The organism is Nocardioides xinjiangensis (assembly GCF_017916455.1).
In the GTDB taxonomy this organism is placed as follows: domain Bacteria; phylum Actinomycetota; class Actinomycetes; order Propionibacteriales; family Nocardioidaceae; genus Nocardioides; species Nocardioides xinjiangensis.
The window spans coordinates 50,166-75,692 of sequence record NZ_JAFMSY010000002.1 but is presented as its reverse complement, the minus strand read 5'-3'; the positions used below and the strand labels follow the sequence as shown (position 1 = coordinate 75,692).

The 25,527-nt window shown below is 73.3% G+C and carries 20 protein-coding genes and 1 riboswitch; of the genes, 6 read left to right on the top strand and 14 right to left on the bottom strand.

The window, feature by feature from the left end; genetic code table 11:
* Nucleotides 1-34: 34 nt before the first annotated feature.
* From J3P38_RS18400 to J3P38_RS11305, 4 genes are all read left to right on the top strand, one after another.
* Complete coding sequence (locus J3P38_RS18400; RefSeq protein ID WP_210503730.1) at nt 35-1,222, top strand: exonuclease SbcCD subunit D; 1,188 nt, start codon at nt 35-37, stop codon at nt 1,220-1,222.
* Entirely contained in the window at nt 1,219-4,230 is a 3,012-nt protein-coding gene (locus J3P38_RS11315) for an AAA family ATPase (RefSeq protein ID WP_210503729.1), read from the top strand. The genes J3P38_RS18400 and J3P38_RS11315 overlap by 4 nt, the downstream gene beginning before the upstream one ends.
* Nucleotides 4,231-4,291: 61 nt before the next feature.
* Nucleotides 4,292-5,812 (top strand): TldD/PmbA family protein, encoded by a 1,521-nt coding sequence (locus J3P38_RS11310; RefSeq protein ID WP_210503728.1) that lies wholly within the window; start codon nt 4,292-4,294, stop codon nt 5,810-5,812.
* A complete protein-coding gene (locus J3P38_RS11305; protein WP_210503727.1) occupies nt 5,812-7,209 on the top strand; it encodes a metallopeptidase TldD-related protein in 1,398 nt (465 codons plus the stop codon). The genes J3P38_RS11310 and J3P38_RS11305 overlap by 1 nt, the downstream gene beginning before the upstream one ends.
* Before the next feature lie 18 nt (nt 7,210-7,227).
* Here J3P38_RS11305 and J3P38_RS11300 read toward each other — a convergent pair whose 3' ends face one another.
* The 13 genes from J3P38_RS11300 to J3P38_RS11240 form a co-directional block, all read right to left on the bottom strand.
* A complete protein-coding gene (locus J3P38_RS11300) occupies nt 7,228-8,514 on the bottom strand; it encodes a serine hydrolase domain-containing protein (RefSeq protein ID WP_210503726.1) in 1,287 nt (428 codons plus the stop codon).
* A gap of 33 nt (nt 8,515-8,547) precedes the next feature.
* On the bottom strand, nt 8,548-11,313 hold the full coding sequence (gcvP, locus tag J3P38_RS11295; RefSeq protein WP_246856046.1) for an aminomethyl-transferring glycine dehydrogenase: 2,766 nt from the start codon (nt 11,311-11,313) through the stop codon (nt 8,548-8,550).
* Nucleotides 11,314-11,489: 176 nt separating this feature from the next.
* A riboswitch (glycine riboswitch) is annotated at nt 11,490-11,594 on the bottom strand.
* Nucleotides 11,595-11,684: 90 nt separating this feature from the next.
* Entirely contained in the window at nt 11,685-12,254 is a 570-nt protein-coding gene (locus J3P38_RS11290) for a MerR family transcriptional regulator (RefSeq protein WP_210441576.1), read from the bottom strand.
* A 280-nt stretch (nt 12,255-12,534) separates the two neighbouring features.
* Nucleotides 12,535-13,002 (bottom strand): bifunctional nuclease family protein, encoded by a 468-nt coding sequence (locus tag J3P38_RS11285; protein WP_210440901.1) that lies wholly within the window; start codon nt 13,000-13,002, stop codon nt 12,535-12,537.
* Between the two features lie 114 nt (nt 13,003-13,116).
* A complete protein-coding gene (gene ftsR, locus J3P38_RS11280; protein WP_210440900.1) occupies nt 13,117-13,857 on the bottom strand; it encodes a transcriptional regulator FtsR in 741 nt (246 codons plus the stop codon).
* A gap of 3 nt (nt 13,858-13,860) precedes the next feature.
* The gene (locus J3P38_RS11275; RefSeq protein ID WP_210440899.1) at nt 13,861-14,373 is read right to left on the bottom strand and encodes an FHA domain-containing protein; all 513 of its coding nucleotides are present in this window, start codon (nt 14,371-14,373) and stop codon (nt 13,861-13,863) included.
* 110 nt (nt 14,374-14,483) lie between these two features.
* On the bottom strand, nt 14,484-14,870 hold the full coding sequence (gene gcvH, locus J3P38_RS11270; RefSeq protein ID WP_307807862.1) for a glycine cleavage system protein GcvH: 387 nt from the start codon (nt 14,868-14,870) through the stop codon (nt 14,484-14,486).
* 58 nt (nt 14,871-14,928) lie between these two features.
* Complete coding sequence (locus tag J3P38_RS11265) at nt 14,929-15,693, bottom strand: DUF881 domain-containing protein (RefSeq protein WP_210503723.1); 765 nt, start codon at nt 15,691-15,693, stop codon at nt 14,929-14,931.
* Complete coding sequence (locus J3P38_RS11260; RefSeq protein WP_210440896.1) at nt 15,686-16,018, bottom strand: small basic family protein; 333 nt, start codon at nt 16,016-16,018, stop codon at nt 15,686-15,688. Before J3P38_RS11260 ends, J3P38_RS11265 begins: the two co-directional genes overlap by 8 nt.
* On the bottom strand, nt 16,015-16,899 hold the full coding sequence (locus tag J3P38_RS11255; RefSeq protein ID WP_210503722.1) for a DUF881 domain-containing protein: 885 nt from the start codon (nt 16,897-16,899) through the stop codon (nt 16,015-16,017). Before J3P38_RS11255 ends, J3P38_RS11260 begins: the two co-directional genes overlap by 4 nt.
* Nucleotides 16,892-17,491 (bottom strand): CDP-alcohol phosphatidyltransferase family protein, encoded by a 600-nt coding sequence (locus tag J3P38_RS11250; RefSeq protein WP_210440894.1) that lies wholly within the window; start codon nt 17,489-17,491, stop codon nt 16,892-16,894. The genes J3P38_RS11255 and J3P38_RS11250 overlap by 8 nt, the downstream gene beginning before the upstream one ends.
* A 20-nt stretch (nt 17,492-17,511) precedes the next feature.
* On the bottom strand, nt 17,512-18,573 hold the full coding sequence (locus J3P38_RS11245) for a hemolysin family protein (protein WP_210440893.1): 1,062 nt from the start codon (nt 18,571-18,573) through the stop codon (nt 17,512-17,514).
* On the bottom strand, nt 18,570-19,982 hold the full coding sequence (locus J3P38_RS11240; RefSeq protein WP_210503721.1) for a hemolysin family protein: 1,413 nt from the start codon (nt 19,980-19,982) through the stop codon (nt 18,570-18,572). The genes J3P38_RS11245 and J3P38_RS11240 overlap by 4 nt, the downstream gene beginning before the upstream one ends.
* A 246-nt stretch (nt 19,983-20,228) precedes the next feature.
* Between J3P38_RS11240 and J3P38_RS11235 the strand changes: the two genes are divergently transcribed.
* Nucleotides 20,229-21,764: a sulfatase-like hydrolase/transferase gene (locus tag J3P38_RS11235; RefSeq protein WP_210503720.1), complete on the top strand. Its 1,536-nt coding sequence runs from the start codon at nt 20,229-20,231 to the stop codon at nt 21,762-21,764.
* 46 nt (nt 21,765-21,810) lie between these two features.
* On the top strand, nt 21,811-22,737 hold the full coding sequence (locus J3P38_RS11230) for a threonine/serine dehydratase (protein WP_210503719.1): 927 nt from the start codon (nt 21,811-21,813) through the stop codon (nt 22,735-22,737).
* A gap of 290 nt (nt 22,738-23,027) precedes the next feature.
* On the opposite strand, the gene pepN is transcribed toward J3P38_RS11230, so the two are convergent.
* Nucleotides 23,028-25,466: an aminopeptidase N gene (pepN, locus tag J3P38_RS11225; protein WP_210503718.1), complete on the bottom strand. Its 2,439-nt coding sequence runs from the start codon at nt 25,464-25,466 to the stop codon at nt 23,028-23,030.
* Nucleotides 25,467-25,527 lie beyond the last annotated feature (61 nt).

The following is a 25,527-nucleotide window of genomic DNA, read 5'->3' as shown; positions in this document are numbered from 1 at the left end:
GGGTGCTGTCGGTGGTGCGTTCTACGGTCGTCCCGTGCGCATCCTCCACACCTCCGACTGGCACCTGGGGAGGTCCTTCCACCGCGAGGGCCTCCTGGGCCACCAGGGTGCGTTCGTCGACCACCTGCTGGAGGTGGTGGAGCAGGAGGCGGTCGACGTCGTCGTGGTCTCCGGCGACGTCTACGACCGGGCGCTGCCGCACGTCGACGCGGTCGCGCTCGCCGACGAGGCGTTCGCCCGGCTCGCCGCGTCGCGAGCCCGCGTCGTGGTGAGCAGCGGCAACCACGACAGTGCCCGGCGGCTCGGCTTCGGCTCCAGGCTCATGGACGCCGCCGGCGTCTTCGTCCGCACCGACGCCTCCTCGGTCGGCACCCCCGTGCTGCTCGGCGACCGCCACGGCGACGTGGCGATCCACGCCATCCCCTACCTCGACCCCTCCGCGCTCCTCGAGCCGTGGTCGCTCGGTCACCGCAGCCACGAGGCGGCGCTCAGCGAGGCGATGCGCCGGGTCCGTGCCGACCTCGCGGCCCGGCCGGCGACGACCCGGTCGGTCGTCCTCGCCCACGCCTTCGTCGCCGGGGCCACGCCGTCGGAGTCCGAGCGCGACATCAGCGTCGGCGGGGTGTCGCGCGTCGCCACCACGGTCTTCGAGGGCGTCGACTACACCGCCCTGGGCCACCTGCACGGCCGCCACGTCCTGTCCGAGGGCCTGCGCTACTCCGGCTCGCCCCTGGCCTACTCCTTCTCCGAGGCCGACCAGGTCAAGGGCTCCTGGCTCGTCGAGCTCGGGGCCACCGGCCTGGTCTCGTCCACGTGGATCGACGCGCCGGTCCCGCGCCGGCTCGCACGCCTCTCCGGCACCCTGCACGACCTCCTCGCCGACCCCTCGCTCACCCACCACGAACACGACTGGGTCCAGGTGACCCTCACCGACCCGCGTCGGCCGGCTCGCGCCATGGAGCAGCTGCGCCGACGCTTCCCGCACACGCTGGTCCTGCAGTTCCCCATCCCGGCCGCCGACCCGCAGGCGCCGCCGCGACCGGCCGCCGGGGCCGGCGACCACGCGATCGCGCTCGACTTCGTGCGCCACGTGCGCGGCACCGGGGCGACCGCGGCCGAGTCGGCCCTGCTCCAGGAGGCCGTCGACGCCTGCTGCCACGACCCCGACCAGGACGTGCTCGTCACCGCGGCGGCAGCGCCCGCACCCGGTGGTGCCGGGTGAGGCTCCACCGCCTCGACGTGGTCGGTTTCGGCCCGTTCGCCGACCCGACGACGGTCGACTTCGACGCCCTATCAGCGGCTGGGCTGTTCCTGCTCAGCGGGCCGACCGGAGCCGGCAAGTCGAGCGTCCTCGACGCCGTGTGCTTCGCCCTCTACGGCGACGTGCCCGGCGACCGGGCGATCGCCAAGCGGCTGCGCTCCGACCATGCCGCGCCCGGCGTGGCTCCCCGGGTCGTGCTCGAGGCCACTCTCTCGGGCCGGCGGTTCCGCATCGACCGGTCGCCGGCCTGGACCCGCCCCAAGAAGCGCGGGAGCGGCACGACGACCGAGCAGGCGCGGGTGGTGATCTCGGAGCGTCGTCCGCCCGCCGACGACACCACCGGTGACGGGTCGGACGGCGCGGGTCACCAGTGGCAGCCGCTCACCACCCGGTTGGACGAGGCCGGGCACCTCGTGACCCGGCTCGTCGGGATGACGCTGCCCCAGTTCTGCCAGGTCGCGCTGCTGCCCCAGGGCAGGTTCCAGGCGTTCCTGCGGGCCCGCTCCGAGGAGCGGCACGCCCTGCTGCAGCAGGTCTTCCAGACCGGACGCTTCGACCGCACCGAGCGCTGGCTGCGTGACCGCCGCGTCGAGCTGAGGCGCACCTGCGACGCACACCGCTCCGCGGTCGCCGACCTGGTCAGCCGCGTCAGCGAGGTGGGCGGCGAGGGTGTGCCCGAGGAGTGGACGGCCGACCCCACGTCGCTCGGACCCTGGGTGCGCGCGATGCTGGAGTCAGCGGTCCGCGCGTCGGAGGAGCAGGCGATCGCCGTCGACGCGGCGACCCGCGCCGAGGCAGCGGCCGCGGCGGCCGACGCCGCAGGCGTCGAGCTCGCCCGCCTGCGCGCCACCCACGCCGCCGCGCACCGCTCGTGGACGGCGCTCGAGGCCGAGGCCGCCCAGCACGCCTCCCGCATTCACCGCGCCGCCGCAGCCCAGCGCGCCACTGCGGTGCGGTCCCTGCACGACCTCGCGGTCCAGTCCCGCGCCGAGGTCGCCGACCTCGAGCGGCGAGCAGCTGACGCCCTCGCCGCGCTCGCCGGCGTCCTGGGCGCGCCGTCCCTCGAGGCGACGGACGTCGACGACCACCTGCGCACGGCGACCAGCACCCTGGCCGACGTCGCTCGCGTGCGTCCCCTGCAGCGACAGGCCCGCGACCTCGACCGCGAGGTCACCGCCGCCGCTCGGGCGCGGGAGCAGCTCGAGGCGCAGCTGCGGCAGGTCGACGAACGCCTCGCGGAGGTGCCCCTGGCGCTCGCGCGGCTCGAGCCGGACCTCGCGGCGGCACGCGAAGCGGTCACCACCGCCGAGGCGCTCGACCGCGAGCTGCGAGTGCTCGGCGCCCGGGTGGGCGCGGCACGCGCCGCCGAGGAGCTCACCTCCAGGCTGGCGGCGGCCGAGGCCGAGCTGCGCGGGGCCACGGAGGCGCGGCTGCTCGCCCGGGAGACCCTGGTCGAGATCCGAGAGCAGCGACTGGACGGGATGGCCGCCGAGATCGCCGGCAAGCTCGCCGTCGGGGCCTGCTGCCCCGTGTGCGGCTCGGCCGAGCACCCCTCCCCCGCCTCACCGGCGCCCGGCGCGCCCGACGAGGCCGCCGAGCGCCGCGCCCGTCGTGAGGTCGACGACCTCGAGGTGGTCGTCGAGGCACACGCCCAGCAGGTCCGCGGCCTCGAGGCGCAGCTCGCGGTGGCCCGCACCGAGTCGGGCGAGTCGCTCGAGCGCCTGCTCGCCGAGGAGCTGCGCGTCACCGCGCAGCGCGACCGGGCACGCGCCGCGGCGGCCCGCGCCGAACCGCTGGCGACGCGCGTCGACGACCTCCGCACGGAGCAGGCCTCCCTCACCGGTGAGCGCGAGCGGCTCGTCGCTGCTGTGTCCCGACACGAGACGGAGGCCGCGGTCCTGACGTCCCGCATCGAGGCGCTGCACGAGCAGATCGGCGCGGTGCTCGGTGAGGGCTCCGACCTCGACGCCCTCGCCGCGCACCACCAGCGGGTCGAGTCACTCGCGCGGCGGCACCACGAGATCACGTCCGACCTCGCCCGGTCCCGCGGCACGGCGACGAGCGCACAGGCCGCCGCCGACGAGGTGGCTGCCGCTGCCGGCTTCGCGTCGTCCGCCGCAGCAGCCGCCGCCTGGCTGCCGCCCGACACCCTCGCCGCGCTGCTCGACGCCATCGAGAGCCACGAGCGCGAGGTCGCCCGCGTGGGCGCACTCCTCGCCGACGAGGCCCTGGCCCGGTCCGCCGAGGCCGATCCGCCCGACCTGGAGGCGCTGGCGCGGGCCCACCGCACCGCCAGGGAGGAGGCGGTCGCCGCCCGCCAGCGCGACCTGGCGCTGCGCGACCGCGCCCGCCGGCTCGGCGGCCTCGCCGAGGAGGTGACGGCTGCGCTGTCGGCCTGGCAGCCGGTCCTCGACGACCTCGACCTCGTCACCGACCTCGCCGCGCTGGTCGAGGGCAAGCACCCCGACAACCGGCTCCAGATGCGGCTGTCCGCCTACGTCCTCGCGCACCGCCTGGGGCAGGTCGTCGACGCGGCGAACCTGCGACTGACGACGATGAGCGACCAGCGCTACACGCTCGTCCACACGGGCCGACGCGGTGCCGGTGAGACACGCGGCGGGTTGAGCCTGCTGGTCCGCGACGACTGGACCGGCGACGACCGCGACCCCGCCACCCTGTCCGGCGGCGAGACCTTCGTGGTGTCCCTCGCCCTGGCCCTCGGCCTCGCCGACGTGATCACCGACGAGGCCGGCGGCACCGACCTCGACACCCTCTTCGTCGACGAGGGCTTCGGCGCGCTCGACTCCGAGACGTTGGAGGACGTGATGGACACCCTGGACACGTTGCGCGACGGCGGGCGTGTGGTCGGCGTGGTCAGCCACGTCCCCGAGCTGCAGACCCGCATCCCCACCCAGCTGCGCGTCCACCGGGGCCGCAGCGGCAGCCGCACCACCCTCGCCCTCGCCTGATCGTGCTGCTGCCCAGGATGTCGGTCGTGCCGCGCCCTGGTGCTCGGCTAGGTTCGTGCGCATGAGTGCGCCCGGGCTCGACCCGACCTTCAGCGACCTGCCGCACCGCCGGCTCGGCGAGGTGGCCCTGGACCGGGCCGCGGAGCTCGGCGCGAGCCACGCGGACTTCCGGTTCGAGCGCAACCGCTACCAGTACCTCGGCGCGCGCGACGGGGTCCTCCAGACCGCAAGCGACGCCGAGGACCTCGGCTTCGCGGTCCGCGTCGTCCACGACGGCGCGTGGGGCTTCGCGTCCGGGGTGGTGCTCACCGACGCCGAGGCCCGACGTGTCGCGGACACGGCCGTCTCGGTCGCTCGGGTCGCGGCGGCGATGACCACGACCCCGGTCGAGCTGGCGCCCGAGCCGGTCCACGGCGACGTCACCTGGGTCTCGGGCTACGAGGTCAACCCGCTCGAGGTGCCCACCCGCGACAAGGCCGCGCTGCTCGTCGACTGGACCGAGCGGCTCCGCGCCGGTGCCGCCGTCGCCCACGCCACGGCGTTCCTGCAGCAGGTGCAGGAGAACAAGTACTACGCCGACCTGTCCGGCACCCGCACCACCCAGCAGCGCGTCCGCCTCCAGCCGGGGTTCGAGGCCACGGGCGAGGACGCGGAGACCGGCGTCTTCGACTCGATGGCCTCGATCGCCCCGCCGGTGGGACGCGGGTGGGAGTACCTCACCGGGTCCCACTGGGACTGGGACGCCGAGCTCGCCGAGGTGCCCGAGCTGCTCGCCGAGAAGCTGAAGGCGCCCAGCGTGCAGGCCGGGGCGTACGACCTCGTCGTGCACCCCTCGAACCTCTGGCTCACCATCCACGAGTCGATCGGCCACGCCACCGAGCTCGACCGGGCACTCGGCTACGAGGCCAACTACGCCGGCACCTCGTTCGCCACCTACGACAAGCTCGGCACCCTGCAGTACGGCTCCCCGGTCATGAACGTCACCGGCGACCGCACCCAGGAGCACGGCCTGGCGACGGTCGGCTACGACGACGAGGGGGTGCAGACACAGACGTGGGACATCGTCCGCGACGGCGTGCTCGTCGGCTACCAGCTCGACCGCTCGATGGGCCACCTCAAGCCGGAGCTCAACGGCGGGCGATCGAACGGGTGCGCGTACGCCGACTCGCCGGGGCACATCCCGATCCAGCGCATGGCCAACGTCTCGCTCCTGCCCGGCACCGACGGACTGAGCACCGACGACCTGATCGCCCGGGTGGAGCGCGGCATCTACGTGGTCGGCGACAAGTCCTGGTCGATCGACATGCAGCGCTTCAACTTCCAGTTCACCGGCCAGCGGTTCTACAAGATCACCGACGGCCGTCTCGACGGGATGCTGCGCGACGTCGCCTACCAGGCCACCACCACGGACTTCTGGGGCTCCATGGAGGCGGTCGGCGGCCCGGACACCTGGGTGCTCGGCGGGGCGTTCAACTGCGGCAAGGCCCAGCCCGGCCAGGTGGCCGCGGTCAGCCACGGCTGCCCGACCGCGCTGTTCCGCGGGGTCAACATCCTCAACACCCTCGACGAGGCAGGCCACTGATGACGTCCATGCGCAGCACCGCCCAGCAACTCGTCGAGCACGCGCTCGCCACGTCGACCGCGGACGACTGCATCGCCATCGTCCGCGACGCCACCAGCGCCAACCTGCGCTGGGCCAACAACACCCTGACCACCAACGGGGTGATGACCGAGGTCTCGGTGACCGTCATCAGCTTCGCCTCGGTCGACGGCGGGATCGCCACCGGATCGGTGTCCGGGAGCGCCGCCACCACCGCGCAGGTCGGCGCGCTCGTCGAGGCCGCCGACGCCGCGGCTCGCGCCGGCACCCCCGCCGAGGACGAGGCCGAGCTGGTCGCCGACCTCACGTCCCCTGACTGGGACGACCAGCCGGTGACCACCGACATCGGCGTCTACGACGCCTTCGCCCCGGCGCTCGGCGAGGCGTTCGTCCAGGCGACGGCGGAGGACCGGTTGCTCTACGGCTTCGTCAACCACGAGGTCGTGACGACCTACCTCGGCTCCTCCCGCGGGCTGCGGCTGCGTCACGTGCAGCCCACCGGGCACTACGCCTGCACCGGCAAGGACGCCTCGCTGACCCGCAGCGCCTGGACCGGTGGGGCCACGCGCGACTTCCGCGACGTCGACGCCGCGGCGATGGCCGCCACCGTCGCCCAGCGGCTGGCGTGGGCGGAGCGGCGGGTCGACCTGCCCGCCGGCCGCTACGACACGATCCTCCCTCCGTCCTCGGTCGCCGACCTGATGATCGACGCCTACTGGGGCGCCGGCGCCCGCGTGGCACACGAGGGCGAGTCGGTCTACAGCCGCCGAGGCGGCGGGACGCGGATCCACGACAAGGTGGCGGCTCCCGGGGTCAACCTGTTCTCCGACCCCGCCCATCCCGGCCTGGAGTGCGCGCCGTTCGTCGTCGCGGGGTCCTCGGACAACACCGACTCCGTCTTCGACAACGGGCTCGCCCTCGAGCGCACCGACTGGATCCGCGACGGCCTCCTCACCGGGCTGCTGCAGACCCGCCACTCCGCGGCGATGACGGGGCAGCCGGTGACGCCGATGATCGACAACCTCGTCCTCGAGGTCGGTGACGGCGCCGGCACGATCGACGACCTCGTCGCCGGCACGCAGCGCGGTCTGCTCCTGACCTGCCTGTGGTACATCCGCGAGGTCGACCCGCAGACCATGCTGCTGACCGGGCTGACCCGCGACGGCGTCTACGTGGTCGAGGACGGCGAGATCGTCGGCGCGGCCAACAACTTCCGCTGGAACGAGAGCCCCATCGACCTGCTCAACCGGTTCAGCGCGGCCACGGCGTCCGTGCCGAGCTTCAGCCGCGAGTGGGGCGACGACTACTTCTCACGGACCGCGACCCCGGCGCTGCGCATCCCGGACTTCAACATGTCGAGCGTGTCGCAGGGAGTCTGACCCGCCCGCCTGCTCCGCTCACCGCGGGTGGCCGCCCGGGATGTCGACCTCGGGGTCGTAGGGCGTGCGGGTGTACACGAACGTCGCGCACTCGAGGTTGCGGATCGAGCCGTCCGGGCGGCGCACGAGCGCCAGCCGCTCGCCCCGGTGGTAGCCGAGCGTCCCGACGAGCACCCCGTCGACGACCTCGAAGCGGTCGGTGACGACGTTGCCGCGGGCCATGGCCCGCAGCTCGAGCCCGTCGTTGTGCCAGCGCACGTCGTAGGCGGTGTTGCCCCAGAACCAGAGCCCCGGTACGCCGTGGACCTCGGGTGGCAGGGCCACCGTCGGCCGCCAGGGCACCGGGCGGGCGTCGTCGGCGTCCGGGTCGCCGTCGATGAGCGAGACGGCGAGCTCTCGCGGGTCGATGCCGGTGGTGGCGTTGGCCAGCACGACCGCGCCGATCCCGCTCACGGGGTCGACGTGCAGCGCGGCGAGGAAGCCCGGCACCGACCCGGTGTGCCCCACCAGACGGCCGCCCGGGTGCGTGTCGAGCATCAGCCCGAGCCCGTAGCCGGCCGTGACCGGCCGCTGCATCTCCTCCAGCGAGGGCACCGCCAGCACGTCGGGCCGGGCACCCCCGAGCACCTGTCCCCAGGTGACGAGGTCCGGGAGCGTGGACCACAGCTGCCCCGCCGGCGCCATCGCCCCGGTGTCGGCGAGCGGCTCGTGCACCCGGATGCCGGTGAAGTGGTCGACGCTCCAGCCCGCCTGGGCACCGGGACGCGGCAGGTACGACGTCGTGCGCATCCCGAGCGGCTGCAGCAGCCGCTCGGCCACGAGCGCGCGCCAGGGCGCGCCGAACCGACGGGCGACGACCTCCCCGAGCAGTCCGTAGCCCAGGTTGGAGTAGTGGAACCACTCCCCCGCCCGCGCGACCCGCCCGCTGCCGTCGTTGGCGGCGACCAGCGCCGCGAAGTCGCCGCCCCGCGTGCGCTCCCACCAGGGGCCGCGCGGCTCGCTCTGCATCCCCGAGGAGTGGGCGAGCGCCTCGCGGAGGGTGACCTCGCCGTAGCCGACGTCGCCGAGGTGCGCGGACAGCGGGTCGTCGAGGTCGAGCAGGCCCTCGTCGCGCGCCTGCAGGACGAGGACGGCCGTCATCGTCTTGGTGATCGACCCGATGCGGTACTGCCCGTCGAGGCCCGGCGCCTGGCCGGCACCACCGGCCCACACCGCGCCGTAGCGGTCGAGGACCGCGCCGACGACCGACGTCAGCCGGCCCTCCGCCTGAGCGAGGTCCAGCAGTCGCTGTCGCTGGTCGCCCATGGACCCGACCCTAGGCGCGTTGCGCCGTGGCGGTCACTCGGCGAACGCCTCCGGGGACGGGCACGAGCAGACCAGGTTGCGGTCGCCGTAGGCCTGGTCGATCCGGGCCACGGGCGGCCAGTACTTGTCGGGGTCGATGCCCCGCGGGAAGACGCCGAGCTCGCGGGTGTACGGACGCTCCCACTCGCCGACCAGCGCGCGGGCGGTGTGCGGCGCGTGCCGCAGCGGGGAGTCCTCGGGCGTCCAGTCCCCCGCCTCGACGCGTGCGATCTCCGCACGGATGGCGATCATCGCGTCGCAGAACCGGTCGATCTCGCCGAGGTCTTCGGACTCCGTGGGCTCGACCATCAGCGTCCCGGCCACCGGGAACGACATCGTCGGGGCGTGGAAGCCGTAGTCGACGAGCCGCTTCGCGACGTCGTCGACCGTGACGCCGCTGGCCTTGGTGATGCCGCGCAGGTCGAGGATGCACTCGTGCGCCACCAGGTCGCCGTGGCCGCGGTAGAGCACCGGGAAGTGGTCCCCGAGCCGGTGGGCGATGTAGTTCGCCGACAGCACCGCGACCGCCGTGGCGCGCGTGAGCCCCTCGGCGCCCATCATGCGGATGTAGGCCCACGTGATCGGCAGGATGCCGGCCGAGCCGTAGGGCGCCGCGCTGATGGGACCGATGCCCTGCCGCTTCCCGGCCTCGGGGTGCGACGCGTGCGAGGGCAGGTACGGCGCGAGGTGCGAGCGCACGGCGACGGGGCCGACGCCGGGACCACCACCACCGTGCGGGATGCAGAACGTCTTGTGCAGGTTGAGGTGCGAGACGTCGCCGCCGAACTCGCCGGGCCGGGCGTGGCCGAGCAGCGCGTTGAGGTTGGCGCCGTCGACGTACACCTGCCCGCCGTGGTCGTGGACGATCTTGCACAGGTCGGTGATGGTGTCCTCGTAGGCGCCGTGCGTCGAGGGGTACGTCACCATGATCGCGGCCAGCGTCTCGGCGTGCTGCTCGCACTTGACCAGCAGGTCGTCGAGGTCCACCGAGCCGTCGTCGGAGGCCTTGACCACCACGACCTTCATGCCCGCCATCACCGCCGAGGCCGCGTTCGTGCCGTGCGCCGAGGACGGGATCAGGCAGACGTCGCGGCCCACGTCGCCGTTGGCGAGGTGGTAGCCGCGGATCGCCAGCAGGCCGGCGAGCTCGCCCTGGGAGCCGGCGTTGGGCTGCACGGAGACCTTGTCGTAGCCCGTCACCTCGGCCAGCCACCGCTCGACGTCGTCGACGAGCTCGCGGTAGCCCGTGGCGTCCTGGGCCGGGGCGAACGGGTGCAGGTCGGCGAACCCGGGCAGGCTCACCGGCTCCATCTCCGTGGTCGCGTTCAGCTTCATCGTGCACGACCCGAGCGGGATCATCCCCCGGTCGAGGGCGTAGTCACGCGACGACAGGCGGTGCAGGTAGCGCAGCATCTGCGTCTCGCTGTGGTGGGAGTTGAACACCTCGTGGGTCAGGAAGTCCGTCGTGCGCACGAGCTGATCGGGCAGTCCCGGCTCCACGTCGTCCGCCGCCGGAGCCACGCCGAAGGCCCTCAGGACAGCAGCCACCGTCGAGGGGCTGGTGCGCTCGGACGTCGAGAGGCCGACGTGGTCCTCGTCGACCAGCCGCAGGTGCAGGCCCACCTGGCGGGCGGCTGCGACCACCTCGCCGGCGCGACCCGGCACGGCGACGGTGAGGGTGTCGAACCAGGTCTCGTTGAGGACCGTCACTCCCCCGGCACGCAGCGCCGCGACGATCCGGCCGGCGTGCTCGTGCGTGCGCCGCGCGATCCGCCGCAGCCCGTCGGGCCCGTGGTAGACGGCGTACATCGAGGCCACGACCGCGAGCAGCACCTGGGCGGTGCAGATGTTGGACGTCGCCTTGTCGCGACGGATGTGCTGCTCCCGCGTCTGCAGGGCGAGGCGGTACGCCGGGCGGCCCTCGGCGTCCACCGAGACGCCCACCAGGCGGCCGGGCAGGTGGCGCTCCAGGCCGGAGGACACCGCCATGAAGCCGGCGTGCGGACCGCCGTAGAACAGGGGCACGCCGAAGCGCTGCGACGACCCCACCACGACGTCGGCGCCCAAGGTCCCGGGCGCCTCCAGCAGGGCCAGTCCGAGGATGTCGGCGGCGACGACGGCGAGACCGCCGCGCTCGTGCACGGCGTCGATCACCGGCCGGGGGTCGCGCACCTCCCCCGAGGCGCCGGGGTACTGGACCAGCACGCCGCACACGTCGCCCTCGGGCAACCCCTCGTCGAGGTCGGCCACGACCACCTCGATGCCCATTCCCTCGGCGCGGGTGCGCACGACGTCGATCGTCTGGGGCAGGGCGTCGGCGTCGACGACGAACGGGCCGCTGGCGTTGCGCTGCGCACGACGCACGAGCGTCATGGCCTCGGCGGCCGCGGTGCCCTCGTCGAGCAGCGAGGCGTTGGCCGTCGGCAGGCCCGTGAGGTCGGCGACGACGGTCTGGAAGTTCAGGAGCGCCTCGAGGCGGCCCTGGGAGATCTCGGGCTGGTAGGGCGTGTACGCCGTGTACCAGGAGGGGTCCTCCAGCACGTTGCGCCGGATGACCGGCGGCGTGATGGTCGCGTGGTAGCCCAGTCCGATCATCGCCTCGGCGGGACGGTTCTGCGAGGCGAGGGTCCGCAGCGCGCGGGCCGTGGCCTCCTCGTCGAGCGGGTCGGGCAGGTCGAGCGCGGCGGCGGTGCGGATGCCGCCCGGGACCGCAGCCGCCATCAGCGACTCGAGCGACTCGTGACCGACCGCCCGCAGCATGTGTGCGACGGAAGACTCGTCGGGGCCGATGTGGCGGCGAACGAACTCCCCGAGCGTGTCGGCGGGGACTGGGGTCGGGGCGGGGGTCGGGGCGGGGGTCGGGGTGGCGTCCGGCACGAGGGCTCCCTGAGGTCACTGGACCTCCCCCTCTGTCGGCCCGGTGGCCTCCAGAGTGCCAACCCAGCGCGGTCCGGGTGCCTGAGAGGTTCCGGGGAGGAATTGCCCCTTCGGCGCACCGCAGGCCGGCGAGCCGGCCGCGGTGACTCTCCCGCATGGGATGTCAGCACGACGAGTCTAGCGGCCCACCCGGGAGTTGGGCGAGGCCGCCCGGTGTCCGGACGGCCTCGACGTGGTGCGGGGAGTGGCGGGGCTCAGCCGGTCTTGCGAGCCGCGCGGCGCGCGGCGAGCTCGTCGCCCGGGACGGCCGTGCCGGCCTCCTCGGCGGTGCGCTCGGACGGCAGCTCGGCGAGCGTGCCCTCGATCTCGCGCCAGACGCCGCCGATCGCGATGCCGAAGACGCCCTGGCCGCCCTGCAGCAGGTCGATGACCTCGTCGTTGCTCGTGCACTCGTAGACCGAGGCCCCGTCGCTCATCAGGGTGACCCGGGTCAGGTCGTCGGTGCCGCGCTCGCGGAGGTGGGCGGTCGCGGTGCGGATCTGCTGCAGCGAGATGCCCGCGTCGAGCAGCCGCTTGACGACCTTGAGGATCAGGATGTCGCGGAAGGAGTAGAGCCGCTGCGAGCCGGACCCGGCCGCGCCGCGCACGCTCGGCTCGACCAGCCCGGTGCGGGCCCAGTAGTCGAGCTGCCGGTAGGTGATGCCGGCCGCGTTGCAGGCGGTCGGCCCGCGGTAGCCGGTGTCGCTGGGCAGCGGCGAGACGTCGTCGTCGAAGAGCAGACCCTGCTCCTCGGCGAGGCCGGCCGCCTCGGCAGCAGCCTTCATCCCGGCGGCGTCCGCGCCCTGCTCGTTCTCGTTGCTACCCACAGTGACCCTCCAGGTCAGATCCTCCGCTGAGCGGTAACTCCTGGGGGAAGGGCCCGCCCGGCAGCCGGAGGACCGGCAACCACAACGGTGGAGTTACAACAGAGACAGTTCAAGGTAAGCCCGCACGTGCGGGTTGTCCATCCACGACCCGGCGTGTCGCAAACCCTGAACCTCAGGTTGAGGGTGATGGTTACCGGACGACGTAGGAGGGCGAGGGACGCCCCGGCCGCCCGTTCGCTCAAGGCGACTCGAAGTCGTCGGGCGAGACGTGGTCGAGGAACTCGCGGAACCGCTCCACCTCGTCCTCCTGCTCGGCCGGCACGGCGAGCCCGGCCTCCTCGAGCACCGACTCGGCGCACACGATGCGGCTGCCCGTGCGCAGGGCCAGGGCGATGGAGTCCGAGGGGCGCGCTCCGACCTCGGCGCCGCCCTCGAAGACCAGCTGGGCGTAGAAGACGCCGTCCTGCATGTCGATGATCCGCACCTCGTCGAGCCGCTGGCCCGTCGCCTCGAGCACGTCGCGCATGAGGTCGTGCGTCAGGGGGCGCGGGGGCGTGACGCCCTGCTGGGCGAACGCGATGGCCGTGGCCTCGACCGCCCCGATCCAGATCGGCAGGTAGCGCTCCCCCGTGACCTCGCGCAGCAGCACGATGGGCTGGTTGGAGGGCATCTCGACACGGACCCCGATGACGTCCATTTCCCGCATGGCTCCACCCTACTCACGGCTGGTGAGGTTGGAGGTGCCTGTCGGCGGTGCCCCTCCGAGCGTCCCCGCCGGCGGGTGGCCGGCCACGCACCCGCGGGACGCACCGCTCAGGGGTCAGCCCCGGTCGAGGCCCACCTTCACCAGCGTGGCGTGCAGCCGCACCGACAGGGCCGCGATCTCCGAGGTGGCGTCCTCGGCGCGTCCGCGAGCAGCCGCGTCGCGGCCCCGGGCCAGCGGGGCCACGACCTGCTGCACCAGCCCGACCTCCCGGTCGGCCGCCGTCTTGAAGGCCCGCAGGTGGCGCGGCTCGAAGCCGAAGTCGGCCAGCTCGCGCGCGGTCTGGGCGACGACGAGGGCGTCGCTGTCGAAGTGCCCCGTGCCGGTCCGCGCGCTGACCAGGCCGTACTGCTCGAGCTGCGCGAGCAGCTCCTCGGAGATCTCCGCGACCTTGATCAGCTCCCGGCGCGAGAGACGCAGGTCGCTGGTGCGGCGGAACGACTCCGGGCTGGGCAGCCCGTCGGAGGCGAGGGCCACCTTGGGCACCGTCGGCACGACCGACTCGATCGCCGGCGGCTCGAGGCCGCGGTCGATGGCGTCGAGGTGGTCGCCGATGACCTTCAGCGGCAGGTAGTGGTCGCGCTGCATCAGCAGGATGTAGCGCAGCCGCGCGACGTCCTCGCCCGAGAACTTCCGGTAGCCGGCCGCGGTGCGCTCGGGCTTGACCAGGCCCTGGTCCTCGAGGAAGCGGATCTTGGGGATCGTCACGCCCGGGAAGTCAGGACGGAGCTGGTCGAGGACCTGCCCGATGTTGTAGCGGGCGCCGCGACCCTGCCCTGCCGATGCCGAGGCGGCCACGGATCAGCTGCCCGGGTGGGAGGAGAAGAAGACGAGCCGGTACTTGCCGATCTGCACCTCGTCGCCGTCGTTTAGCTCGACGGAGTCGATGCGGTCGCGGTTGACGTAGGTGCCGTTGAGGCTGCCCACGTCGCTGACGGCGTAGCCGGTGCCGGAGCGCCGGAACTCCGCGTGCCGGCGCGAGACGGTGACGTCGTCGAGGAAGATCTCGCTGTCGGGGTGACGGCCCGCACCGACGACGTCGGTGTCGAGCAGGAAGCGGCTGCCGGCGCTGGGACCGCGCTGGACGACGAGCAGGGCGTGACCCTCGGGCAGCGCGTCCACGGCGGCCGCGTCGACCGGGCTCAGCTGGCGGTCGGAGGACTCGCGCTGGTCGGGCGCCCCGAAGGTGATCGTCGCTGTGGTCTCGACCGGGCTGGTGCCCGCGTCGTCCCCGCCGAGCAGCTTGGTGCCGCACTGGGCACAGAAGCGGGCATCGTCAGGGTTCTGCTTGCCACAGGCGGTGCAGAACGGCATGGAGGCTCCTCGACGGATCGACACTGAACCCTCAGCCGAGGGTTGAGGTTGACGGTTGGTCCGAACTTACCAGCCCGGTGGATCCGGTGGTCGGCGACCGGGCGGACGACTCAGCCGCCCAGGCCGGCCTGGTAGGCCGCGGCGTCCATGAGGCCGTCGACCTCGGACGCGTCGGTGACGCTGACCTCGAAGAGCCAGCCGGCCTCGTAGGGGTCGCTGTTGACCAGCTCGGGCGTGGCGTCGAGGGCCGAGTTGGTGGCGACCACCTCGCCGGTGACCGGCGCGTAGATGTCGCTGACCGACTTGGTCGACTCGAGCTCGCCGCAGGTCTCGCCGGCCGTGACTTGGTCGCCCACCTGCGGCAGCGACACGTAGACGATGTCGCCGAGGGCGTCCTGCGCGAACTCCGTGATGCCGACCCGGACCGAGCCGTCGGTGTCGCCGGGGGTGCGGACCCACTCGTGCTCGCTGGTGTACTTCAGGTTCTCCGGATACACGGGGGCTCCTCGGGTGGTCGGCGGGTACGTCGGCTGGTGGCCGCGGCTCCTCGGCAGGCTACTGGCCGCTGCCGGGCTCCGCATACTCGGGCCGGGGCGCGTCGCGGACGCTGGTGATCTCGACCTGCTCGAGCTCCTCGACGGTCACCGTCGCGCCGTCGAGCGTCTCGAGCGTCTCGATGGGGCCGGTCGAGAAGGTCAGCGCCGTGCGGAGGACGTGCGGGTCGCCGATGACGTCGAGGACGTACGGCGGCTCGAGCAGCTGGTCGTCGAGCTCGATCCCGCCGACGGCGTTCTCGAACGAGCTGTCCGCGCCGAGGCGGATGGAGTCGTTGAACTCCATCGCCTCCGCTCCGGCGGTGCGCAGCTCCTGGACGGTGTCGAGCAGCGACCCGACGCTGACCCGGCTGGTGGACTCGGTGATGGTCACCCGCAGGCCGGGGCCCGTGACCGGCACGAGGCCGGCGATGATGTTGAGCGTGCGCACCCGCTGCTCGGCCTCGTCGAGGGCGGCGGCGCGGGCCTGGTTCTCGTCCTGGAGCTCGTCGCGGCGCGCCTCGAGCCGGTCGACCTCGCGGCGCGCCCGCTCGGCGGTGCCGGTGAGTCCGTCGAGCACCTCGATGAGCTCGCCCTCGCGCAGTCCCTCGTAGGTGTCGTTGGCCTGCGTGTCGCGGACCTGGACGACGAAGGCGAAGCCGAGCACCGCGAGGAGCACGGCCACCACCGCCTGGCGGCGCGTCGGCTTCGTCAGCGCCACCCGGAGCCGCTCGCGGCCGGGCTCGTCCGGTGCGGGCCGCCCGTGCGCCGGTCGCTCGTCAGGCATGGAACACGTGCCTGCGGATCGCCGCCACGTTGGAGAAGATGCGGATGCCGAGCACGACGATGACGCCCGTGCTCAGCTGCGACCCGACGCCGAGCTGGTCGCCGAGGTAGACGATCGCCGCGGCCACGACGACGTTGCTGACGAACGAGACGACGAAGACCTTGTCGTCGAAGATGCCGTCGAGGTAGGCGCGCAGGCCGCCGAACACCGCGTCGAGGGCCGCCACGACCGCGATGGGCAGGTAGTTCTGCAGGCCCAGGGGCACGTCGGGCGCGAACGCGAGTCCGGCGATGATGCCGAGGAGCAGCCCAAGGGCGGCGATCACGGCGAGCTCCCCTCTCTGGTCGGTCCGCTGGAGGCGTCGGCGTCGAGCTCGATCACATCACGAAGCGCCCGCTCGGGCGCCGGCGGCAGGCGGATGTCGTCCACATTCTCCGACGAGTAGACGAAGTCCAGCCCGTCGACGAGCGTGAACCACTCCTGCCCCTGGCTGGTCTGGAGCAGGCGCGCCTGCAGGGTCCTCGGGTCGCCGATCGCGGACACCACGTAGGGCGGGATGACGGGCCGCCCGTTCACGTGGATCGCGCGGTTGGTGTTGCGGATCCCGCCGAGGACGTTGATCCGCTGGTCGTTGACGGCGACGGCCTCCGCGCCCGCCTCGAAGAGCCCGTCGACGAGGATCGCGAGGTCCTCGTCGCGGATCTCGCTGTTGACCTCGACGTCGGGCCGGTTGTCGACGGTGATGCGCACGCCGGGGCCGTGCACGGCCGAGTAGCCGGTGTTGAGCTCGGCGCGCCGCACACGCGACTGGATGTCGTCGAGCCGTCCCTGCAGCTGCGTGCTCCTGCTCGCCGCGTCCGCGTTGGAGCTGGTCAGCTCGACGACCTGGCGCTGCAGCGCGCGGACCTCGTCGCTGCGCATGTCGATCTGCTCGATGAGCGCGGCGCGGCTCAGCTCGTCGACGTCGGCCTGCCGGTCCGTCTGCGCGGCCACGACGGCCGCCATCACGCCCAGCGCGGCGATCGCGAGCACGCTCGACCAGTGCGGCCGCGCGACCTGGGGGCGTACGTCGCCCGCTGCGGCACGCTGCTGCGCGACGTGCGCGTAGTCCTCGTCCATCGAGCGCGTGGTGATCAGCGTCAGCAGCGGCGTGGTGACGTGCTCGGGGAGGCGGCGCTCGGTGGTGCCGGCGGAGGGCTCAGCCATGCTCGGACGCCGGTGACGTGCGGCGGGGGGTGTCCCTCAGCAGCGTGCGCACCTGCCACGCGTAGAGGACACCGGCCCACCAGTAGAGGCCGATGCCCCACCACGCGAACGCCCACCCGAAGGTCCGGGCGAGGGTGGCGACGATGCCGTCGCCACCGCCCAGCAGGAGCAGCGGGAACGCGTAGAGCAGGTTGAAGGTGGCGGCCTTGCCGAGGAAGTGCACCGGGAGCGCGGAGTAGCCCCGGGTGCGCAGGACCGGCACGAGTCCCCACAGGAAGAGGTCACGCAGCGGCAGCGCGACCGCCACCCACCACGGGATGATGTCGCGCAGGAGCAGCCCGACCACGACCGCCAGGATGTAGAGCCTGTCGGCGACCGGGTCGAGGATCTCCCCGAGGGTGGAGTACTGGTCCAGCCGGCGCGCCAGCCAGCCGTCGAGGAAGTCGGTGAACCCGGCCACCATGAGGACGACGAGGGCGAGGGCGTCGGCCTCGGGCCCCAGGACGAGCCACAGGAACAACGGCACACCGGCGAGCCGCACCACACTGATGATGTTGGGCACGGTCCAGACGCGGGTCGCTTCCTCTGGCACGGACGAACCCTATCCAGCGCTCAGGCGTCCACCGGTGACACGTCGTGGTGTGCCGCGTCGCGGATCTCGCCGACCAGCTCCTCGAGCACGTCCTCCAGCGTGACCAGGCCGATGACCTCGCCGTCGCGCCGCACCACGCGTGCCATGTGGGCGCCCTTGGCCTGGAGGCTCTCGAGCGCGTCGTGGAGCAGGTCGTCGGGGTTGACCGACGCGAACGGCCGGATCCACTTGTCCTCGATGACGCGCGAGCGCTTGTCGTCGTCGGACTCCAGCGCGTCCTTGATGTGGAGGTAGCCGAGCAGCGTGCCGTCGGGACCGGCGACCGGGAACCGGCTGAAGCCGGTGGCCGCGCACAGCGCCTCGACGTCGGCGACGGTCGACCCGGGGGCGACGGTGGCGAGGGTGTCGGGGGTCATCAGGATCGAGGACACGGACTTCTCGGTGAACCCGAGGGCGCCGGCGAGCCGGTCGTACTCCTCCGCCTCGAGCAGCCCCTCGCCCCGCGACTCCTCGACGAGGGCGGCGACCTCCTCGCGGGTGAAGCTCGAGTGCACCTCGTCCTTGGGCTCGATCCGCAGCAGCCGGAGCACGCCGTTGGCGGCGAGGTTGAGCCCGGCGATGACGGGGCGGAGCACCGTGACGACGACCATCATCGGGGGGCTCAGCACCAGGGCTGCCCGGTCGGCGCCCGCGAGCGCGATGTTCTTCGGCACCATCTCGCCCAGCACGACGTGGAGGTACACCACGATCGACATCGCCACGACGAACGACACCGGGTGCAGCAGGTCCTCCGGCAGGTGGGCGGCGTGGAAGAGCGGCTCGAGCAGGTGGGCCACGGCCGGCTCGCCGATGGCGCCGAGTCCCAGCGAGCAGACCGTGATGCCGAGCTGGGCGCCGGCCATGACGAGGGAGACGTTCTCCATCGCCCGCAGGGTCGTCCGGGCGGCGCGGGAGCCCTCCTGCGCGCGCGGCTCGATCTGGCTGCGGCGGGCGGCGAGGAGCGCGAACTCCGCTCCCACGAAGAAGGCGTTGAGGCCGAGCAGCACGACGGCCAGGCCGACACCGAACAGGTCGCCGTTCATCGCGCGGCTCCCCTCGTCGCGGACGTCCCGCTCGGCGCAGTGTCCTCCGCGCTCGCGCCTGGGCGCTCCCCCGCCGTCGGGGCGACGAGCCGCAGGTCGAGACGGTCGATGCGCAGTCCGTCCATCCGCTCCACCGTCAGCGTCACGAGCCGCTCCCGCAGCTCGTGCGGGTCCGCGCGGTCGGGCACCGGCACCTCGATGCGATCACCGGGCTCCGGGATCTTGCCGAGCTCGCGCATCACCAGGCCGGCGACCGTGTCGTAGTCCTCGTGGTCGGGCAGCTCGATCCCGGTCGCGTCCTCCACCTCGTCGGGCCGGAGCAGGCCGGACAGGGTCCAGCTGCCGTCGCGCCGCTGGCGTATGCGGGACCCCAGACGATCGTGCTCGTCGGAGATGTCGCCGACGATCTCCTCGACCACGTCCTCCAGCGTCACGATGCCCGCGTGACCGCCGTACTCGTCGAGCACGATCGCCATCTGGAAGCCGTCCTGCCGCAGCAGGGCGAGGAGCGGGTCGAGCCGCAGGCTGTCGGGCACCACGACCGGCTTGACCATCACGTGCCGGATGCGGGTCGTCGCGCGCTCGTGGACCGGTACGGCGACGGCGTGCTTGACGTGCACGGTGCCGACGACCACGTCCTCGGCGTCGAGCACGGGGAAGCGCGAGTGCCCGGTCTGGCGGGCCAGCTCGATGACGGACGAGACGCGGTCGCCGTCCTCCACCGTCGTGCTGCGCACCCGCGGCGTCATGATCTCGCCGGCCGTGCGGCTGCCGAACTCCACCGAGCGCTCGACCAGCTCGGCGGTGTCGGCGTCCAGCGTGCCCTGGTCGGCGGAGCGCTGCACGAGCGAGGACAGCTCCTGGGAGCTGCGTGCCGAGCGCAGCTCCTCCTGCGGCTCGATGCCGAGACGGCGCACGATCGCGTTGGCCGAGCCGTTGAGCGCGTGGATCGGCCCCCGGGTGAGGGCGGTGAAGGCGCGCATGAAGCCCTGCGTCGTGCGTGCGGTCTCGAGCGGGCGCGAGATGGCGATGTTCTTCGGGACCATCTCGCCGAAGATCATCGTCACGACGGTGCCGATGGCGAGCCCGAGCGCCAGCGACAGGGGCGTCACGGCTCCGTGGGGCACGCCCGCGGCCGCCAGGGGACCGTCGATGAGCTGGGCGATGGCCGGCTCGGCCAGGAAGCCGATGGCCAGGTTGGTCACGGTGATGCCGACCTGGGCACCGGAGAGCTGGGTCGACAGCGACCGGAGGGCCAGCTGGACGCCACGGGCGCCCTCGTCGCCGTCGGCGGCGGCGCGCTCGACGCTCGGCCGGTCGACGGTGACGAACGCGAACTCAGCGGCGACGAAGAGGCCGCAGGCGGCCACCAGGGCCAGCGAGACGAGGAGGAGCAGGAGCGGGGTCACGACGCGCGCCCTGGGTCGAGCGCGGCCGTGCGGGGACTTTGACCGTCGTCCATGACTGGTGCTGGGGGTTCCTTCTGCTCGGTGGGTCGACGCCGGCGGGCGCCAGGAGACCACAGGGTAACGACTCGGATGCGTTCCGCCACAGTCGTCGTGTCGCTTTGGGGAGCGACGCCGGCCCGTCCTACTGTTGCCCCCACACGGGCGGGCGACAAGGACCCTCGGGGGTCCCGGCGAGGAATGACGTAGATGCGAGGGTGGGCACAGTCGATCACGGCTGCCCTCCTCGTCGTACTCGTCGCCACCCTGGCGACCGTCACCACCACCGGGGGGACCGACGCCGACCGCGTCGGGCCGGTGAGCCTCGCGCAGGGCACGCAGTCACCCGCCCCGGGCGTCGACCGCCCGAACCTGGTGTTCGTCCTGACCGACGACATGCGTGACGACGACCTCGACCACATGCCGATCACGCGCCGGCTGCTCGCCGACCAGGGCATGGAGCTCACCGACGCGATCTCACCGCACCCGCTGTGCTGCCCCGCTCGCGCGCAGCTCGCCACGGGCCAGTACGCCCAGAACAACGGCGTCCAGCACAACCGAGGCGTGCACGGCGGCTTCGAGGCGCTCGACCCGGCGCAGGAGGCCAGCACCTGGTGGCGCGACGAGGGCTACCGCACCGCCTTCGTCGGCAAGTTCCTCAACGGCTACGGGCCCAACGACGTACGTCCCGCCGGCTGGTCGCGCTGGGACGCGTTGACCGAGGGCGTCTACGACTACGTGAACTTCTCCATGACCGGCGACGGCCGGCCCGAGCACCACACCGGCAGCCACGTGACCCGCGTGATCGAGGACCACACCAACGAGGCCGTCCGCGACTTCGCCCGCAGCGACGACCCGTTCGTGGTGTACGCCTGGCACCTGGCCCCGCACTACCGCATCACGCCCGAGGGCGGACGCGGCCTGCCGCCGGCCATGCCGCAGGACGAGGACCTCTTCGTCGACCAGCGGCCGTCCTCCTTCGACGCCCCGGCCTTCGACGAGGCCGACGTCAGCGACCAGCCCGCCTACCTCCGCCGCCTCTCCCCCGTCTCGCGCGCCGCGGTCCGCGCGGAGAACACCGCGCGGCTGCAGTCGCTGCAGGCCGTGGACCGCGCGGTCGGCTCCCTCGTGGCGACCCTGTCGCAGGAGGGCGTGCTCGACGAGACCTACGTCGTCTTCAGCTCCGACAACGGCTACTCGCTCGGTGAGCACCGCTTCGTCGGCAAGGACGTGCTGACCGACGAGGCACTCCAGGTGCCGCTGCTGGTGCGGGGGCCCGGGATCGCTGCCGGGACGACCTCGGACCTCCCGGTGACCCTCGTGGACCTGCCGGCGACCTTCGCCGGGCTCACCGGCGTCACGCCCCAGTGGCAGGTGGACGGGAGCTCCCTCGCGCCCACCCTCCTCGGCGAGGAGCAGGCGTTCCGCGACACCACCCTCATCCAGACGGGCCGGACACTCGGCGACGGCTGGTCGCACCGCGGCGTGCGCACCGAGCGCTACCTCTACGGCACGGACGGCGTCGACGCCTTCCTCTACGACCGGCTGCTCGACCCGGACGAGATGGTCAACCGCGTGGACGACCCCGCCTACGCCGCGGTCGTCGCCGCGCTCGAGCTGCGTCGGCGCGAGCTCGTGACCTGCGCCGGCTGGACCTGCAACCAGGAGTTCGGCCCTCTCCCCGAACCCGCCGATCCGGACGGCGTCCGGCGCGCCGGCGCGGGCGAGGTTCCACGGGTCCGGTGACGGACCACCCGCCGGTCGGAGCGCCACGGTCGCCGATACTGGCGCGGTGACGATCACCCGCGACGACGTGCTGGCCGCCCGCGACCGGATCGCCGGCCGGGTACGGCGCACTCCCCTGCTCCCGCCCGGCGGCCGCGGCGGCGTCTGGCTCAAGTGCGAGCACCTGCAGCACTGCGGCGTGTTCAAGACCCGCGGCGCCTTCAACCGGCAGCTCGCAGCCCTCGAGCGCGGCGAGCTGGGCGACGCCGGCATCGTCGTCGCCTCGGGCGGCAACGCCGGCCTCGCGCAGGCGTTCGCCGCCCGCGAGCTCGGGGTGCGGGCCACCGTGTTCGTCCCGGAGTCGGCGCCGCAGGTCAAGGTGGCGCGGATCGAGCGCTACGGCGCGGAGGTCCGCAGGGCCGGCCGCGAGTACGCCGAGGCCTACGCGGCGGCCGTGGCACATGCAGCGGCGGAGGGAGCCGCGTTCGCCCACGCGTACGACCAGCTCGAGGTGGCGGCCGGCGCAGGCACGGTGGGCGAGGAGGTCCTCGAGGACGAGCCGGGGGTCGACACGGTCGTCGTGGCGGTCGGCGGCGGCGGGCTGTACGCCGGCATCGCCGCCGCGGTGCGCGGCCGGGCGCGGGTCGTGGCGGTCGAGCCGCGGCTGTGCCCGACCCTCCACAGCGCGCTGGCCGTGGACCGGCCGGTCGACGTGGAGGTGTCGGGCGTCGCGGCGGACTCGCTGGGCGCCCGTCGGGTCGGCGAGCTCGCGCTCGCCGCCGCCCGCGCCGAGCCTCCGGTGTCCGTGCTGGTCGGCGAGGACGCGATCGTGGCGGCGCGGCAGGAGCTGTGGGACGAGTACCGGGTCGCGTCCGAGCACGGCGCCGCGACGGCGTACGCGGCGCTGCTGTCCGGGGCGTACGTGCCGGCGGACGGGGAGCGGGTGGCGGTCGTCGTCTGCGGGGCCAACACCGACCCGGCCACGCTCGGCTAGCGCTTCGGCGACGGCCCGCCGGCCGCCCCGGGAGGGCGCCTTGCACGGGCCGCACGCAGCAGCGGCGCGACCCCGGAGGGCCGCGCCGCTGTCCTGCGCGTTGTTCGAGCCGTCCCGTCGCACCTGGGGGGATCCGTGCTCCGGCGGGAGGTCGGGGCACGGGTGCGCGACGAGTGGCCCAGCGGAACGCGGCCGCTCACTACCTCAGCGTCGGTGGCGCCGCCCGTGTTACGGGGTCTGCGGAAGTTTCCAGGTCACGTCGGGAGCCGGTTCGGCCGGGAACCAGAGCCCTACCGGTTCAGCGAGCGGGTGCGCACCATCCGCAGCACCTCTTCGGAGCGCTCGGTCAGTGCGCCGACCACCACGGGGGCGGCGTGGGCCGCCGCGACCTCGCGGACGTGCGCCACCCACGCCTCGTCGACGGCGAACACCGGGAAGAGGCTGTACGAGAGCGCCAGGCCCGGGATCATCCCGCCCGCGTGCAAGGAGGGCAGCGCGTCGATGTAGCGCTGGGCGTACGGAGCCAGCACCTCGTCCTGGCCGGGTCGCCAGAAGGCCTCCGACACCGTCCGCGCGTTCTGGATGGGCACGGTGCGCTCGACCACCGCGGTCCACGCCTCCTGCTTCGCCTCGGCTGAGGATGAGCTCGCTCGTACGCACAGCGCACGCACCCAGGCGTCGGGGTCGGGGTCGCGTTCCTGCAAGGCCCGCACGGCCTCGGCGTCCACCTCCCCCAGCTCCGCCCGGCGCTGCAGGACGTACCACTGCAGGTCGACGTCGTCGCCGGACTCCTCGCGGACAGCGGCGACGTCCTCCTTGCCGGCCGCCGTCCGGGCCAGCGTGCGCAGCGCCGCGTGCCGTGCCACCCCGGTGGCCACCAGCCGTCGTGCCGCGGCGCCCACCTGCGCCTCCAACCGCGACCGCTCCGGCTCGGGAGCCCACCGCTGCGCGGCGGTGACGGACAGCTCGAGGAACGGCTCGACGACCGTCTCCACCGTCTCCACCGACAGCGCGTCGGTCAGCGCGCCCACCGCCTCGGCGGCCGTCGCCTCGGCGTTGGTCAGCATGTCCCACACGGTCGCCATCGCCACGGCGCGGGCCAGCGTGGTGGGCAGCCCCGAGGGGCGACCGACCAGCAGCTCGCGCCCCGCGGCATCGGGGCGGGTGGTGGCGAAGGTGGCGTCGTCGTGGTTCACCAGGTAGAGGTCGGCCTCCGGGAGGCCCTCGACGGCGGTCCGCTCGCCCGCCACCTCCACCCGGGTGGAGCCCACCTCCTCGAGCGCGCCGCCGGCACGGCGGTACGCGCCCACCCCGACCACCTGCGGGTGCGGGGCACCGTGAGCGCCAGCCGCGGTGAGCACGAGACCGGCCTCGGTGCGCTCGATGCCCAGCCGGTCGACCCCGGCGGTCTCCAGCCAGGCGGTGCGCCACGGGTGGAGGTCGCGGCCGCTGGCCTGCTCGAGGGCGCCGACGAGGTCGTCGAGGGTCGTGTTGCCCCACGCGTGCTCGGCGAAGTAGGCGCTCATGCCGCGGCAGAAGGTGTCCTCGCCGACGAAGTGCATGAGCTGCTTGAGCACTGCCGCGCCCTTGGGGTAGGTGATGGAGTCGAAGATCGACTCGGCGTGCGCCACGCTCGGCACCGGCTGGCGGATGGGGTGCGAGCTGGGGCCCTGGTCGGCGAGGTAGGCGTTCAGCTTGTCGCCCACGAGGTTGTTCGCGGCGGTGTCGCCGTAGGCAGTGGCCCGCTCGGCTGCCCACATGCAGGCGAACTCCGCGAACGCCTCGTTGAGCCAGAGGTCGTCCCACCAGCGCATGGTGACGATGTTGCCGAACCACATGTGCGCCATCTCGTGCAGCAGCACGTTGGTGAACATCTGCCACTCGCCGGTCGTCGGCTCGTGTCGTCGCAGGATGGTGTCGGACCAGGTGACGCAGCCGTAGTTCTCCATCGCCCCGCCGAACTCGGGGAGGAACACCTGGTCGTACGTGCGCTGGGGGAACGGCATGTCGAAGCGCTCGCCGAAGAAGGCGAGGCCCTGCGCGGTGATCGTGAACAGCTGCTCGGCGTCGCGCTCGAGCGCGGACGCCAGGGTCCGGCGGGCGTGGAGGCCGAGGTCGTAGCCGCCGGCCTCTCGGCGCACCTCGACGAACGGGCCGGCCACGACGACCGGGTTGTAGGTGGACAGCGGCGGCGTCGGCGCGAACGTCCAGCGGCGCGCCCCCTCGAGGTCCTCGACCACCGGGTCGCCCGAGTTGCTCACCACGGTCCAGGCCGCGGGGGCCGTGACCGTGAAGGCGTGGGGCGCCTTCAGGTCGGGCTGGTCGAAGCAGGCCCACGCGAAGCGCGCCTCGTCGGGCTCGAAGGTGGTCCACAGGTAGACGTTGTCGTCGCCGGGGTCGACGGCGCGGTGGACCCCCCGCCCGTGCGTGGTGTCGCGCTGCACCGTGGCCACCACCAGCTCGTTGTCCTCGGCGAGGCCGGACAGGGCGATCCGCCCCTCCTGCGCCGCCGGCAGCGCCGCGCCGTTGAGCGTGGCCGACTCCACCTCCGCACAGCAGTCGACGAACGTCGACGCGCCGGCGGCGCCCGTGAAGCGCACCCTGCTGACGGCCCGGAACGCGGAACCGTCGACCAGGTCGGTGAGGTCGATGTCGATGTCGTAGGAGGTGACCGACAGCAGGGCCGCACGCTCGACGGCTTCCTCCTGCCGAAGACTGCGGACGGGCACGAGGTGGCCTCCACTCGAGGTCGGTGGTGCGGGACGACGCCCTGGGAGCGACGTACGCAGC